Source organism: Shewanella polaris (assembly GCF_006385555.1).
GTDB classification, from domain to species: Bacteria; Pseudomonadota; Gammaproteobacteria; order Enterobacterales; family Shewanellaceae; genus Shewanella; species Shewanella polaris.
In genome coordinates this window covers 780,879-796,004 of the sequence record NZ_CP041036.1, presented here as the reverse complement: position 1 = coordinate 796,004, position 15,126 = coordinate 780,879, and the positions used below count along the sequence as shown (strand labels likewise).

The 15,126-nt window shown below is 41.7% G+C and carries 9 protein-coding genes; 5 read left to right on the top strand and 4 right to left on the bottom strand.

Translation table 11 applies throughout. From position 1 onward, the window contains the following. Positions 1-276 precede the first annotated feature (276 nt). The gene (locus FH971_RS03390) at positions 277-1,170 is read left to right on the top strand and encodes a phospholipase A (protein WP_240778431.1); all 894 of its coding nucleotides are present in this window, start codon (positions 277-279) and stop codon (positions 1,168-1,170) included. Between the two features lie 109 nt (positions 1,171-1,279). Here the strand turns inward: FH971_RS03390 and FH971_RS03385 are convergent, their stop codons facing one another. The 4 genes from FH971_RS03385 to FH971_RS03370 all read right to left on the bottom strand — a co-directional run bounded on the left by FH971_RS03385 (position 1,280) and on the right by FH971_RS03370 (position 7,989). Further along, positions 1,280-3,004: a hypothetical protein gene (locus tag FH971_RS03385; protein ID WP_140233361.1), complete on the bottom strand. Its 1,725-nt coding sequence runs from the start codon at positions 3,002-3,004 to the stop codon at positions 1,280-1,282. 639 nt (positions 3,005-3,643) lie between these two features. After that, positions 3,644-4,435, bottom strand: coding sequence for a phosphoadenylyl-sulfate reductase (locus FH971_RS03380; protein WP_140233360.1), 792 nt, complete (start codon positions 4,433-4,435; stop codon positions 3,644-3,646). Continuing rightward, positions 4,428-6,119 carry an assimilatory sulfite reductase (NADPH) hemoprotein subunit gene (cysI, locus tag FH971_RS03375; RefSeq protein WP_140233359.1) on the bottom strand — a complete coding sequence of 564 codons (1,692 nt, stop codon included), beginning with the start codon at positions 6,117-6,119 and terminating at the stop codon, positions 4,428-4,430. The genes FH971_RS03380 and cysI overlap by 8 nt, the downstream gene beginning before the upstream one ends. Before the next feature lie 79 nt (positions 6,120-6,198). Then, positions 6,199-7,989 (bottom strand): assimilatory sulfite reductase (NADPH) flavoprotein subunit, encoded by a 1,791-nt coding sequence (locus FH971_RS03370; RefSeq protein WP_140233357.1) that lies wholly within the window; start codon positions 7,987-7,989, stop codon positions 6,199-6,201. Positions 7,990-8,454: 465 nt separating this feature from the next. On the opposite strand from FH971_RS03370, the gene FH971_RS03365 reads away from it, so the two are divergent. From FH971_RS03365 to FH971_RS03350, 4 genes are all read left to right on the top strand, one after another. Next, complete coding sequence (locus tag FH971_RS03365) at positions 8,455-9,984, top strand: Re/Si-specific NAD(P)(+) transhydrogenase subunit alpha (RefSeq protein WP_140233356.1); 1,530 nt, start codon at positions 8,455-8,457, stop codon at positions 9,982-9,984. Between the two features lie 11 nt (positions 9,985-9,995). After that, positions 9,996-11,480 (top strand): Re/Si-specific NAD(P)(+) transhydrogenase subunit beta, encoded by a 1,485-nt coding sequence (gene pntB, locus FH971_RS03360; protein WP_137222899.1) that lies wholly within the window; start codon positions 9,996-9,998, stop codon positions 11,478-11,480. A gap of 105 nt (positions 11,481-11,585) precedes the next feature. After that, complete coding sequence (locus FH971_RS03355) at positions 11,586-12,614, top strand: sensor domain-containing diguanylate cyclase (RefSeq protein WP_140233354.1); 1,029 nt, start codon at positions 11,586-11,588, stop codon at positions 12,612-12,614. 346 nt (positions 12,615-12,960) lie between these two features. After that, entirely contained in the window at positions 12,961-15,120 is a 2,160-nt protein-coding gene (locus tag FH971_RS03350; RefSeq protein WP_140233353.1) for a TonB-dependent receptor, read from the top strand. Positions 15,121-15,126: the final 6 nt, after the last annotated feature.

The window sequence follows — 15,126 nt, the reverse complement described above, 5'->3', positions numbered from 1 at the left end:
CACATTAACCCCAAAATATTTGACCATGATCAAATATAACGCTTTCTATATTCCATATATAATAGTTAATAGTTAGTTTTTATAACCAAATAGAATATAAAGTTATTTGAAAGCCATTTAATCTATCGGACATGCCGATATGGATTGAAGAAGATGATAAATTGACAACAATTGATAACTTAATTCGACAAATCTCTATCAATTGATAACAATGAACCTCGAAAAGACTAATCACTACACCAAACCAAACCAATAATTATGCTGATGGATGATGCAATGATAAAAAGTACTCAATTTCTTGGACTCTCGTTGCTGTTACTACTAGGTAATAGTTCACTTGCTCTTGCCGAAGACTCATTGGTCGAAGCCCGAGTTAAAGATGAGCTGGCTACATCTGAAAAACGTTTTGTACTCACCCCACACAAGGTAAATTATCTGTTACCTGTGACATACCAAACTCGCCCTAACTCATCACCCTTTGACATTAAATACCCAGATGAAGATTTTACCGTTGATAACTTAGAAGCTAAATTTCAAATCAGTTTTAAGTTTCCAGTTTGGTATAATGTTTTTGGTGATAATGGCCATTTGTATTTTGCTTATACAAATCAATCTTATTGGCAAGTTTATAACTCGAATGCATCATCACCTTTTCGTGAAACTAACCACGAACCTGAGGTGTTTATGTTGTTTAATAATGACTGGAAAATTGGCGGCTTTACTAACTCGTTTTTAGGTGTCGGCGCAGTGCATCAATCTAATGGCCAAGCTAATCAACTATCGCGTAGCTGGAACCGAATATACGGCAGCGTGGTATTTGACCGTGGTCCGTTCGCACTCGGGCTTAAAGTATGGTGGCGTATCCCAGAAGATGACAAAGAAGATATTAATTCCGCTAAAGGTGATGATAATCCAGACATCAACCATTATATGGGTAACTTTGAATTAACAGGAGTTTACGGCTTAGATGAGCATCGCTTTACGATGTTATTGCGTAACAACTTACGTGCGACTAACCGCGGCGCGATTCAAATGACTTGGAGCTACCCGATTGTGGGTAATTTACGTATTTATACTCAATACTTTAATGGTTACGGTGAAAGCTTAATTGATTATAACCATCACAATCAGCGTATTGGTATTGGTGTTGCGCTAAACGACCTTCTATAGCTTTTGCTATAATCAGATAAAAATTACGTTGAAATGTGCTAATACAAAAAAAGGTGACCGTACTGGTCACCTTTTTTATTACAGATATTACGATCAATAAGCGTTAGGGTTATTTTGCATTCGCTTTACTGTTTACGGTAGAGCCAATTACTATGCCTTTATCGGTGAAATCTACCGACATGTTTAGACGCATATTGTAGTCTTTTAACATCAACAGTTCTTCTGGCATAGGTTCACCACTCATTTCCACCATATCAATTAATGGGGTAAGCATTTTTTGATAATCTACCGAAAAGTTGAAAAAACCTGTAGGTTCGAGTAATTGTGTAGCAATAAAATCTGCGAGTTCAGTACCTCTGTCGCCAGTATAAGCCACTAATTGATTACCTTTTATGGCTAATTTTGCACTAACACCCAATTCTGGCGGTAACATTAACAGTGATGTGATGTCGACCGGATCACCATTGTCTTTTAAATCCACATCTACAAGTGGTGGATAAAAGGGCTTCATCATATCAACTAACATCATTGGTTTTTCAGCCGACACTGTAATAAGCGCATCTAACTTTTCAAAACTCGGCTCACCATTTTTTTCAGTTAATTTGTAATCACCTAACGTAATACTCACGCCTTTAACACCGTTTACCATACCTGTCATCATGCCAAGCATCGACGGATTTAAATCACTTAGCTCAGATTGCATTTCTGCTAGCGGAGCACATTGATATTCTGGTGTTTGTAGGTCGGTCCATATTTCACTCAATGCTGGTGCTAATTTGTTAGCATCAATACCCAGCGCAACCGATAAGATATTTTCATGAGAGTCACCCATAAATGACGGTACAAAACCTCGTATTTTATTCAATGCAGATAAAATGACTTGGTTGTTACTTTCCACCACGACGGCTGCATCAATGGTGCTTTCGTCTCGAGTAATAGAGTATGAGTTAAGCCCCATGACAGTACGCGGCCAGTTGGCGGCAATGGCATTTAATTCAGTTTGACACACAGGTGTTTTCATTTCAGCAAATGGATCTTCACCTTCCATTGCAACCATTTTGGTCATTTGCTTGGCAAGCATGTTACCGTCGCTAGATGTTAATCCTTTGGCCAATTCAACATGATTAATAAAGCTTATGCTGTCTTGCATAAAACCATGTTTCTTAGCGATATCTTGCAACATAGTGGTTTCACTAATAGGGTGTTCAACTTTCTTTTCACCCAATGCCGTTTCAAGTAATTCAGCTTGGTTAAATGACGTATTCAATGTCACCGTTAACCAACCATCTTTTTCGGCAAATATGAGTTCAATCTTTTCTTTCTCGCCCGCATCAGTTAATGCGTAGCCGCGATAATCAACATCGCCAGACTTACCCATGGAATGAGTCAAGCCGCTTTCTTGCTCGGCACGATCGAGTTCGGCCCAAAAAGCAGTTGGATTACTCAGCTGAATTTTCATCACGGGTAACGCGCCGAGTGTATAAAAATAGCTCTTAAGTGAATCAGGTAATCCGTATGTTGATAGTAGGGTCTCAGGATCAGCCAATACAGTCATGTATTGCTTATATAAACTGATAAAAAAACGCTCTTGAGGAGATGAACTATCATCCAAAGACAGCATATTATCCGCATCGTAAGCTTGATAATTACCCTGGATGCTATACAGATAACTTTTTAACGGAAATGGCACTAACTGCCCAGAAAATGCCAACGTATCGGCAGGGATATAATCCAACATTGGGTCGTTTTTAACTACTGATGTTCCCTGCTGTGACAGAAAGTATCCGCCAGCACCTACAGCCAATACCACTGCAGCAATTGCCATTTTATTCATCTATAAACTCCAATTGATATGATTGTTAACTCTTCCATGACATGAGTTAGCATTAAAAATGTATTATTTCACGAGTAAGCATTGTTGATTACACCGATAAACTATGGATTAATTTAACATTAAATGTTATCGAACGCATTAGGATATGCCTCGTTGGAGGTTATTTATTCCAGAAACCACACACCTAAAAAATCAATAAATAGGGATACAAGCAGCTTGGTATTAATGGGGTTAATAGGGTATGCATATTGTGTGAGTAAAACAGAAGGGAAAATAGTGTGGGGATTTTGCGGGTAATTGTACAACAACAGATTTCCCGATAACTCTATAGTGCAGAGTTATCGGGAATAACCAAATCGATTGCTTATACGCTAACAAGTCAATCAATGTGCTCGAGGTGCGAGCAAAGCTTTTGAAGGTACGTAGATTGCAAAAACAATCTCAAAACGTCGACAAAAACCGTCTACGGGAATGTCTAAATCTAGACTACTATCGGCACAGTTGCATAAAAATTTAAATAAAATTTAATTTTTTCTATCAAACTAACCAATTAATGACCCATAAACCAATGAATCGAGCTAACTCTCCCACCATCTTGCATCAATCAAGCATACCGATAACAAACTCACGGTGAAGAGATTAAATATCGAAGTGCAAACCACATTCTCGTTTTAAGCCGTTAAAACGAGTTTCTTCTTCAGTCATGCCCAGCTCAAGTGGTTTGCTTGAGTGAGTATCACCGACTGAAACATAGCCTTGCTCCCATAATGGGTGATATGGCAAGTCATGTTCAGTTAGGTACATATGCACGTCTTTATTGCTCCACTCAATGATGGGTAACAATTTAAAACGTTTGCCACTAATGGCTAAAATAGGCAATGCTTCACGGGTACTCGACTGGCTACGGCGCAAGCCTGCAAACCAAGTACCGACATTTAATTCAGCTAATGCACGCTGCATAGGCTCAACTTTATTAATGCGGTTATACTTTTCTAAGCCGTCAATCCCCTGCTCCCACAGCTTACCAAAACGGGCTTCTTGCCACGCTTGAGTTTGACCCGCTTGGTACACTTTAAGATTGAGGTTTAAGCGCTCAGTTAACTGATCAATAAATTGATAAGTCTCAGTAAACAAATAACCAGTGTCGGTTAAAATCACCGGAATATCGCTTTGTGCTTGGGTCATCATGTGCAACATCACCGCGCCTTGAATTCCAAAGCTAGACGATAACGCATGCTCGCCCGGTAAATACGCTAGACCCCAAGCAACACGTTGCTGCGCCGTTAAGCCAGCTAAAAACTGGTTAATGTTTTCAAGCGCTGCTGTTTGCTCTGCTTTAGGCGCTAATAATAACGCCTGCAGTTGAGCCGGAGTGACAGAATGATCGACGGCCGCGTCTGTTGACGCAGTCGTTACCACTTGATTAAGCATGAAAATCCTTAGCGGCGTCTATAACCGCCTTCACTACGCCAATGCGCACAGTGAAGTTACCAAAGGTTTCGCCCGCATCACGCTCTGTTGCGTAGCGGCCAAACAAGGTATCCAATTCAGCTAGAATTTCAGCTTCTTGGATGTTTTCTTTATGCATTTTATTTAAACGTGTGCCTTCAAAGCTGGCGCCTAAATACAAGTTATAGCGCCCAGGTGCTTTACCCACTAAACCAATTTCGGCTGCAAATGGACGAGCACAACCGTTTGGACAACCTGTCATGCGCACCACTATTGATTGCTCACTAATGCCGTGTTTTGCCTGTAGTGCATCAATATGATCGATAAACTCAGGGAAGTAACGTTCAGCTTCCGCCATCGCTAATGGGCAAGTAGGTAAAGCTACACAGGCAATTGAATGCCCACGAGTACCACTTAATACTTTGCCCAATAAACCATGCTTACGCGCTAAGCCTTCAATGTTGGCTTTATCTTGTGCAGCAACACCCGCAATAATCATATTCTGATTTGAGGTCATGCGGAAATCACCTTTATGGATTTTGGCAATTTCACGTAACCCAGTCTGCAGGGTTTGACCGGGTAAATCTTTAATGCGGCCACTTTCAATAAATAGTGTTAAATGAAATTTATTGTCGATGCCTTCAACCCAACCATAACGATCGCCGCGATCACCAATGATCACATCACGCTTAGGCTCAAATTTAACGCCTGCACGTTTTTCGACTTCGGCTTTAAATGCCTCAAGACCATGATCAACAATGGTGTACTTTAAACGGGCACGTTTACGGACAACACGATTACCCCAGTCTCGTTGAACTGTCATCACCGCTTCGGCAAACTTAGTGACATCTGCTGTTTTAATAAATCCCAAGTCATCGGCTAAACGGGGGAACGTTTCAACTTCACCGTGGGTAGAACCCATACCGCCACCAGCAACCAAGTTAAAGCCAATTAACTCTCCGGCTTCTGCTACCGCAATAAAACCAAGGTCGTTGGTATATACGTCGACATCGTTATGTGGCGGAACTGCGACAGCCATTTTAAATTTACGTGGCAAATAGGTTTTACCGTAAACAGGCTCAACCGTTTCGGTGCCTAATAACTTTTCTTCATCTAACCAAATCTCTGCATAAGCACGAGTGTGTGGTAACAGATGATCAGATAAATGCTTAGCAACGGCATACGCTTGCGCATGTAACTTAGATTCAACTGGGTTTGGGTTACACATCACGTTACGGTTTACATCACCACAAGCAGCAATAGAATCTAATGCGGCGCGATCAAGATCTTGGATCAAAGTTTTTAAATTACGCTTAGGAATGCCGTGGTACTGAAACGTTTGACGCGTAGTTAAACGAATGCTGTTTGAGGTGGTTAGCGTTGATGAAATTTTATCTACTTCTAACCACTGCTCTGGGGTACAAATACCACCAGGTACACGGGCTCGTAACATGAAGCTGTGTAAGGGTTCTAACTTTTGCTCTTTACGCTCGTTACGTAAATCGCGGTCGTCTTGCTGATAAAAACCGTGGAATTTGATCAGCTGCTGATCGCCATCGCTAAACGATCCTGTCACTTGGGTATCTAAACCCTCTTGGATATCGCCGCGTAAATAATCACTGTCGATTTTTAAGTATTCGTTTAACGCTAACTTTTGCTCACTCATGGCCAGGGCCTCTCTTAATTCTGTTCAATTCATTAGTGCGATTGGGTTGCTAGATTTGGACTCACAACCGGGTCGAAATTTAATACACGTCTTTTTGATAGCGTTTGTCGCTACGAAGTGTTTCAAAGTAAGCTTCTGCGTCATCAGCGCTTAAGCCACCTTGTTCAACCGCAATATTCACTAATGCTTGGTGTACGTCTTTTGCCATGCGGTCTGCATCACCACAGATGTACACATGAGCGCCATTTTGTAGCCACTGCCATAACGCTTCAGCTTGTTCAGCAATACGATGCTGCACATACACTTTATGAGCTTGATCGCGTGAGAACGCCACGTCTAAACGCGATAAATCACCGTTTTTGAGATATTGTTGCCATTCAACTTGGTATAAGAAATCTTGTTCAAAGTGTGGGTTACCAAAAAATAGCCAGCTGTTACCCGACACACCGTCGGCGGCGCGTTGCTGCATAAAGGCGCGGAATGGCGCAACACCAGTACCAGGGCCTACCATAATCACCGGTGTATCTGGGTTTTCTGGTAAACGGAAATGATTGTTTGGTTCAACGTACACATTAACTTGCTGGCCTTCTTCTGCAGAGGCTAAAAAGTGCGATGCACCACCAAAGCGAGCTTGGCCTTGACGCTCATCTTCAACCAATGCCACCGTTAGGTGCACCTCGGCTTCAACTTCGGCTTGGCTAGAGGCAATTGAATATAAGCGAGGCGTTAATGGGCGTAACATATCAACCAATTGCATGGCGCTAACCTTGGCAGGATATGCTGCAACTAAATCAGCTAACTGATGCTTAAGAATAAATTGTCTGGTTTGTTCTTTGTCTTCACAAATGGCAGCAAGTTCAGCATTACCACTCAACTCAGCCCATGACTTTATTAAACCTGGATATAACTGAGTTAATTCTTTCTTGTCAGTTAACGCAGCTTGTAATGATACTAACTGTTTCGATACGGTGACATTGTCATCTGCAGCTAAACCAAGTGCGGTGATCACTTCGTCGACTAATGCAGGGTTATTACTAAACCACACGCCCAAGGCATCACCAACCTGATAATTTAACCCTGACTCGCCTAAATCAATTTCGACATGGCGTACGTCACGGTCTGAATCACGGCCAGTAATTTTTTGGCTCAAAAGCACTTCTGCAGTATAAGGATTTTGCTTAGTGTACTCACTTTCGCCAGCTGTCGATGTTGCACCAATTGACACGACATTGGCACTAGATGCTTGAATATAAGGTTTAACGGCCTCAACAACGCTGTCCTGCCATTGAGATGAAATATCTTCATAATCAACATCACATTCAACTAATGGTAATAACGACTTTGCCCCTAAGGCACTCAAACGTGCATCAAAGTCTTTGCCCGTTTGGCAGAAGAACTCATAGCTGGAGTCGCCTAGCGCTAATACAGCGTAATGTAAGTTATCAAGTTTAGGCGCACGTTTTGAGGCTAAAAACTTATGCAGTTCCATCGCATCATCAGGTGCTTCGCCTTCGCCATGGGTACTCACAACTAAAAACAAGATGGTTTCTTGCTTAAGTTGGCGTACATTATATTCACCCATAGAGATAATATTAACGGCATAACCTTGCGCCTGAGCTTTGGCGGCTAACGCTTTAGCTACGCCACGGCCATTGCCCGTTTGGCTGCCGTATAAAATGGTCACTGTTTGCGCGGCAGATGTTTCTGCTGCAGCGATGCCTGCGGTTTGCTCTTGGCTCGCACTTGCTGCCAAGTAGCCACTGACCCAGGCAAGCTGAACAGAAGTTAATTCTGAGGTAAATTGTTTTAGCTTGTCGACTTGTGTTTGTGACAGTGGCGAAGCTAAAGCTGAAAGTTCTTTTAACAACATAAGACGGCCTTATAACAGTGTAATGTTGACTAGCTTACTCCTACCAACAAAAACCAAAAAAGAATAAAAGATGATTTTTTATTCCATTTAGGAATATGCAAAGATGATTTTTTAAGCTACAAAAGTGTGGCACAGTTAAAAGTTTTTAAATAACCTTAATTTAAAACCAGTAATTAGCCTAAAGGCACTTGTACCGAACATGCTTGATGTCGCAAGCTAGGAGGTCCAGTTAACTGAAGAATAATTCTCAGGTTGATTGTTCTCTGAGTAAAACGACGTGCAAATATAATATAACTATGTCAGCGTGATGCCATTGACTAAATAGTTTACCCAACTTCAATGGCCACATGTTGCAATTTTGCTATCGTAAAAGTGCCCATGTGAGACAGTAATACTCTAACGGAATGGTCTATTGATGGGGAACAACAATAGACAGTCTTTTTTATTAACCATCAGGAAACAGTCATGCAGATTGGAATACCGAGAGAAAGTATCGAGGGTGAAACTCGAGTCGCGGCGACTCCGGCCACTGTGGTACAGCTAAAAAAACTCGGCTTTAGTGTGGCAATTGAAGCCCAGGCAGGTGTTAAGTCTAGCTTTGATAATGCTGCGTTTGAAGCCGCTGGGGCGGATGTTGTTGACAGCGTGTACCAAGCTGACTTTATTTTTAAAGTGAATGCGCCGTCAGATGACGAAATCGCCAAAATGAAACCAGGTACTACGCTAGTCAGTTTTATTTGGCCAGCACAAAACCCTGAACTTGTTGAAAAATTGGCAAGTCACAATATTACCGTAATGGCAATGGACATGGTGCCGCGTATTTCACGTGCACAGTCACTCGATGCCTTATCATCGATGGCCAACATTGGTGGCTATCGTGCAGTGATTGAAGCTGCACACGAATTTGGTCGTTTCTTTACTGGCCAAATTACCGCAGCAGGTAAAGTGCCACCAGCCAAAGTACTGGTTATTGGTGCAGGTGTTGCCGGTCTTGCCGCTATTGGTACAGCAGGCTCGTTAGGTGCCATAGTACGCGCATTTGATACCCGTCTTGAAGTGGCAGAGCAAATTGAGTCAATGGGCGGCAGCTTCTTAAAGCTTGAATTCGAAAACAAAGAAGGCGGTTCATCTGACGGTTATGCCAAAGTGATGTCAGAAGAATTTATTGCCGCTGAAATGGCACTATTCGCCGAACAAGCCAAAGATGTCGACATAATTATTACCACGGCGCTAATTCCTGGTCGCCCTGCGCCAAAACTGATCACCAAAGACATGGTAGACACCATGAAACCTGGCTCAGTGATTGTCGATTTAGCAGCCGCTACTGGCGGTAACTGTGAATATACTGTCACTGGTGAACGCTTTATTACCGAAAATGGCGTGAAGGTATTGGGTTATACCGACTTACCAGGCCGCTTACCTGCGCAATCGTCACAGCTTTATGGCACCAACTTAGTCAACTTGATGAAGTTAATGTGTAAAGCCAAAGACGGTAATGCAGAGCTCGATTTTGATGATGTTGTCATGCGTAACATGACAGTGACTCGTGGCGGCGAAATTACTTTCCCACCACCAGCAATCTCAGTATCTGCTGCACCGCAAAAACCAGCAGCGAGTATCGAGCCTAAAGCCGCCGAAGTTGACAAGGCACCATCAAAACTTAAATACATTTTAGGTGCATTAGGCCTTGCCGGCTTTGCCGCTGTCGCTTCAGTCGCACCTGCTGAATTTTTGTCGCACTTCACCGTATTCATCCTATCTTGTGTGGTCGGTTATTACGTCGTATGGAATGTGTCGCACTCTTTGCATACACCATTAATGTCGGTCACCAATGCGATTTCAGGCATTATTGTGGTGGGTGCATTATTGCAAATAGGTCAAGGTTCAGCTCTCGTCACTGCGCTTGCGTTTGTCGCGGTGCTTATCGCCAGTATCAACATCTTTGGCGGGTTTACCGTCACTCAGCGCATGCTGAAGATGTTCCGTAAAGATTAAGGGGTAATATCGTGTCTCAAGGACTGGTTACAGCATCTTATATCATTGCCGCGGTGTTTTTTATTCTCAGCTTAGCTGGGTTATCAAAACAAGAAACCGCTAAAAATGGTAATTTATTTGGCATTATTGGTATGGCTATTGCGCTTACAGCCACCATACTCAATCCTGCCACAAGCGGCGTAGAATGGATTATTCTCGCCATGGTCATTGGTGGATCAATTGGTATTCGCTTAGCATTGAAAGTCGAAATGACCGAAATGCCAGAGCTAGTTGCTATTTTGCACAGCTTTGTGGGTCTAGCAGCTGTATTGGTGGGCTTTAATAGCTTTATTGATATTCAGCCACATGAAGTATCCGAAATCGTTGTGGTATTGGGACAAGATCTCAACACCACACTAGCAACTGCTAAAGCCGCCTTTGTTGAAGCAAATGCAGCCCAACAAGCAGAACACTTAACTGGTGCCATGCTTAACATCCACCTAGTGGAAGTATTTTTAGGTATCTTCATCGGTGCAGTCACCTTTACAGGTTCAATAGTTGCGTTTGCGAAATTGCGCGGACTAACTTCATCTAAAGCATTAATGTTACCTCACCGCCACAAGTTAAATTTACTGGCGGTAGTGGTGTCATTTATTCTTATGGTGATGTTCGTGCAAGCTGGCGGTGCAGTCACTCCACTCATTCTGATGACATTAATTGCATTCGCATTTGGCTGGCATTTAGTGGCCTCAATCGGCGGTGCAGACATGCCAGTTGTGGTTTCAATGCTGAACTCATATTCGGGTTGGGCAGCGGCAGCCGCTGGTTTCATGTTATCTAATGACTTACTGATTGTTGTGGGTGCATTAGTCGGCTCGTCAGGTGCGATTCTGTCTTACATTATGTGTAAAGCAATGAACCGCTCGTTTATTTCTGTTATTGCCGGTGGGTTTGGTAACGATAGCGTTGCTGCTTCAGGCGATGAAACCGTTGGCGAATATCGTGAAACAACTGCAGAAGATGTCGCTGACATGCTAAAAGCATCAGACTCAGTCGTCATCACTCCAGGTTATGGTATGGCGGTTGCTCAAGCACAATATCCGGTTGCAGAAATCACCAGAAAGCTACGTGAAATGGGCATTAAAGTTCGCTTTGGCATTCACCCTGTAGCAGGACGTTTACCTGGCCACATGAATGTACTATTGGCTGAAGCTAAAGTGCCATATGATATCGTGCTAGAAATGGACGAAATCAATGACGACTTTGCTGATACTGACACTGTATTAGTGATTGGTGCTAATGATACGGTTAACCCTGCTGCGATGGAAGACCCAAGCAGTCCTATTGCAGGTATGCCAGTATTAGAAGTGTGGAAAGCCCGAAACGTGATTGGCTTTAAACGTTCAATGAACACAGGTTATGCCGGTGTACAAAATCCATTGTTCTTTAAAGACAATACTCAAATGTTGTTTGGCGATGCCAAAGATAGCGTTGAAGCGATTCTTAAAGCGTTATAAATCAGCTTTATGAACAAAAAAATACCAGCAATTATTGCTGGTATTTTTTTTGTTCATAATTAGCTAAACTGGGTTCATTGGACTTTACAGGATTATTGATTATCCATGGCACAGCAGGATAACAGTACGCAATTTCAGCTTGAACTTGAGCTCGAACGATATAAGCAAAGAATTAAGCAATTAGAGCATGAAAATAGCCGCCTTACCTTAATCAATAATCGGGTAAACGAGCTACTCAATGCTACGCTTGATGGCACGGGCTTATGTCTATGGGAACAGCATATTCCTAGCGGCAACTTGACGATATTTAATCAGCAATGGGGACAACTTCTCGGCTTTACTCGCGAAGAATTACCTGCGCATATCAACAGCTGGAAAAACAATCTCCACCCAGAAGATAAAGACTGGGTTATTGAAGCCTTTGAAAGTCATGTAGCAGGTAAAGCTGAAACCTATCAAGCCATACACCGAATGATCCACAAAGATGGCAGTGTAGCTTGGGTATCTGACCGCGGTCGCATTATTGAATATGGCGCTAACGGTGAACCACTTCGTATTATGGGCACTCATATTGATGTCACCAAAGAAAAACGCTATGAAGAAGATTTAGCCAAACTTGCCCACCGAGATCCATTGACCAATTTGCTCAATCGCACCGCACTGGTTACTGCTTTCAAACGCGAAAAACAAACGCAATCAGCTCATCATTCAGGCGCATTATTTTTTATCGATCTTGATGGCTTTAAAATCATTAATGATCATTTAGGGCATCGCTATGGTGATAGCCTGCTTGTTCTTATTGCCCAAGATCTCAATCGCATATGCCAACAACTACTTTCCCCTGCAGATACCACGGCAAAACAGTATGGTTTTCATATCGCGCGTTTTGGCGGAGATGAATTTGTTATTTTAACTCAATGTGACAACACCAATGTACTAACTCAAATAGCTGAAAGTTTACTTGCGTTATATCGACAGCCCATAAAACTTGAAGGCGAAACCATTAACATTGGCCTAAGCATTGGCATTAGTTTATTTGACGAACTCGATGATTTTACTAACGTATGTGAACAAGCAGACAAAGCCATGTACAGTGTCAAAAAACATGGTAAAAATAACTTTTTATTTTGGTAGCATTTGCCTTACCCCCTCAGATAAGACGATATTAATAGTCGACAAATCATTCCCGCTGACAGAATTTAGCATAATCAAATTGATGTTAATTTACTGTTCGACCTTACTGTTGTCAGCTTGAATTTTAATTAACGTTATCAAAGTCAAAATCCAACTCAACAGTTTGTATTCACGATAAATTCAATAACACACCCTGAATGTTCAAAACATATCATTCGTTTTCAATACAAAATTAAGCAATTATTTTTGTTTCAACTACCTAATCATCGTAATTTTTTTGTTAAAAACACGTTAGTTTATAGTTAACAAAAATCAGAAAGCGATAATAATATTACAGGGGAAAGGTATGAGCAGAAGTAAGCTTTTTTTTCAGACGACACTCGCACTCGCCATTGCAAATTCATTGGTTGTCACAAACCATGCTTACGCCCAGGAGGCAGAGAATGCCGAAATGGAAAAGATCGTTGTGACTTCTCGCGGGCGAGTGGAAACACTGCAACAAATCCCAGACTCAGTCACTGTCATAAATGCTTCTGAAGTTGCCCAAGCAAGAATAGAAACAATCAAAGACTTTGCCGCCCTGACACCTAATCTTGATGTATCTAAAAACTTTCGCTCCGGTCTAAACTTCATCACCGTTCGTGGCTTAATTACCCCTCAAGTAGGCGAAGCCCCTATTGCCTATGTGGTTGATGGAGTTACCGTACCAAATTTAGAATTTATTAACCAAGGATTGCATAACATTGAGCGCATTGAAGTACTAAGAGGCCCTCAGGGGGCACTTTATGGAAAAAATGCTATCGGCGGAGCTGTTAATATCATCACTAAAGCCCCTACAGATGAAACTGAAGGTTCAGTACAGGCCTCATACGCCCAAGGGAATGAGGTTAAGTTAAATTCAGCCTTGAGTGGTGCAGTCATTGAAGACAAACTTTATTACCGTATATCAGCAAACTACCGTGATAGTGATGGACAAATAGATAATGCTTACTCCAACGAAGATGTCGACTTTGTTGACAGCGCATATGGCTTTCAAGGAATGTTGCACTATTTGATTACAGACGATACAGATATCACTTTTCGAGGTAACTACTCTAACAATAGACAGGGTAGTAATTATATGGCGAGAATTACCGCCGAAGAGTTAGAAGATTTTGATATTGAGAACGATAGTAATGCAATCGGTGAAGATATCTCAGAAATGTGGTTTTTATCCTCTAAACTGGAAAGCCAATTTGACCTCGGTAAATTGGTGGTAGTGCTTTCTGCTAATGATTCAGATATAGAGTTTTTTGCTGATGGTGATTTTACTCACTTCGAAGCAAGTGAAGAAAACTTTTATTTTCCAATAACACAAATCAATCCGATAAAAGAAAGTTCAGAGAATCTTGAAGTCAGATTTATCTCGGAGAACAACGATGGATTTAGTTGGGCCTTAGGCAGTTTTGCAGAAACAAAAGACAGGTATGTTTCATATGACCAGGTTATTGATGTCACACCAACAGAACTTGTAACCTACAATGATGTAAAAGCACTAATGGCTTCAGATCCTTCTCTGGTATTAGAAGGTGAAAAAACAGTCCTAGACAGTTACGCCTATGCCTTTTTTGGGCAAGGTAATTATGATATTACCGATGATTTAGAGTTAACATTTGCATTAAGGTATGACTCAGAAACACGCGAAGCATACGATGAACGCGATAAAGCGGCATCAAAAGCCGAACAAACCTACAGCCAACTCCAACCTAAAGCCTCACTTGCTTGGCAATATACACCCGATGTTTTACTTTACACCACCTATTCAAAAGGCTTCAGAAGTGGTGGTTTTAATGAATACTCACCTACCGTCAATCGTCAATATGATAAAGAAGTGTCCGACACAATTGAAATTGGCTCTAAAACAACTTGGCTTGATGACACCATTTGGTTAAATCTAGCGGCCTTTAGAATTGTTCAGCAAGATGCTCAGTTTACGCGTTTAAACCCGTCTACTTTCACCCTAGAAAACTTAAATATCGATGAAGTGATCATTAATGGATTAGAACTAGAGTTATCTGCCAATGTGACTGAAGACATTAAAGTGTCTTTTGGGGCTGGCTATATTGATAACGAAATAACTGAAAATAAAGGAACTGACATCTTATCAGGGCGTGATTTACAAGAAACTGAAGGTGGTACAATGCCTTACGTCTCTAAGTTTAACTTTAATGGCTCTATTACTCATTACACTGAATTACATAAAGACTGGTTACTAAGCTCACGCTTAGCATTTAACACTGTCGGGCCAAGAAGTTTTGATATCTACAATGATGATACCGGAGAAACAGACTCTCATACCTACCTCAACGCTAATTTCACCGTCAATAATGAGTCGTGGTCAGTTTCATTGTTTGCCAACAATATCTTAGATGAGCAATCTCCAGAAACAGTATTCCTATACAACCCATTAATTCGCATGCAAAACAGCCCTCGACAAGTTGGGGTTCAAGCTAAGTATTCATTCTAGGTTTTA

Bases quoted from the DNA above. Each gene is read 5' to 3' on its own strand.
- FH971_RS03355 (WP_140233354.1), top strand. From the start codon at position 11,586: ATGGCACAGCAGGATAACAGTACGCAATTTCAGCTTGAACTTGAGCTC.
- FH971_RS03390 (WP_240778431.1), top strand. From the start codon at position 277: ATGATAAAAAGTACTCAATTTCTTGGACTCTCGTTGCTGTTACTACTA.
- cysI (WP_140233359.1), bottom strand. From the start codon at position 6,119: ATGAGTGAGCAAAAGTTAGCGTTAAACGAATACTTAAAAATCGACAGT.
- FH971_RS03365 (WP_140233356.1), top strand. From the start codon at position 8,455: ATGCAGATTGGAATACCGAGAGAAAGTATCGAGGGTGAAACTCGAGTC.
- FH971_RS03385 (WP_140233361.1), bottom strand. From the start codon at position 3,004: ATGAATAAAATGGCAATTGCTGCAGTGGTATTGGCTGTAGGTGCTGGC.
- FH971_RS03350 (WP_140233353.1), top strand. From the start codon at position 12,961: ATGAGCAGAAGTAAGCTTTTTTTTCAGACGACACTCGCACTCGCCATT.
- FH971_RS03380 (WP_140233360.1), bottom strand. From the start codon at position 4,435: ATGCTTAATCAAGTGGTAACGACTGCGTCAACAGACGCGGCCGTCGAT.
- FH971_RS03370 (WP_140233357.1), bottom strand. From the start codon at position 7,989: ATGTTGTTAAAAGAACTTTCAGCTTTAGCTTCGCCACTGTCACAAACA.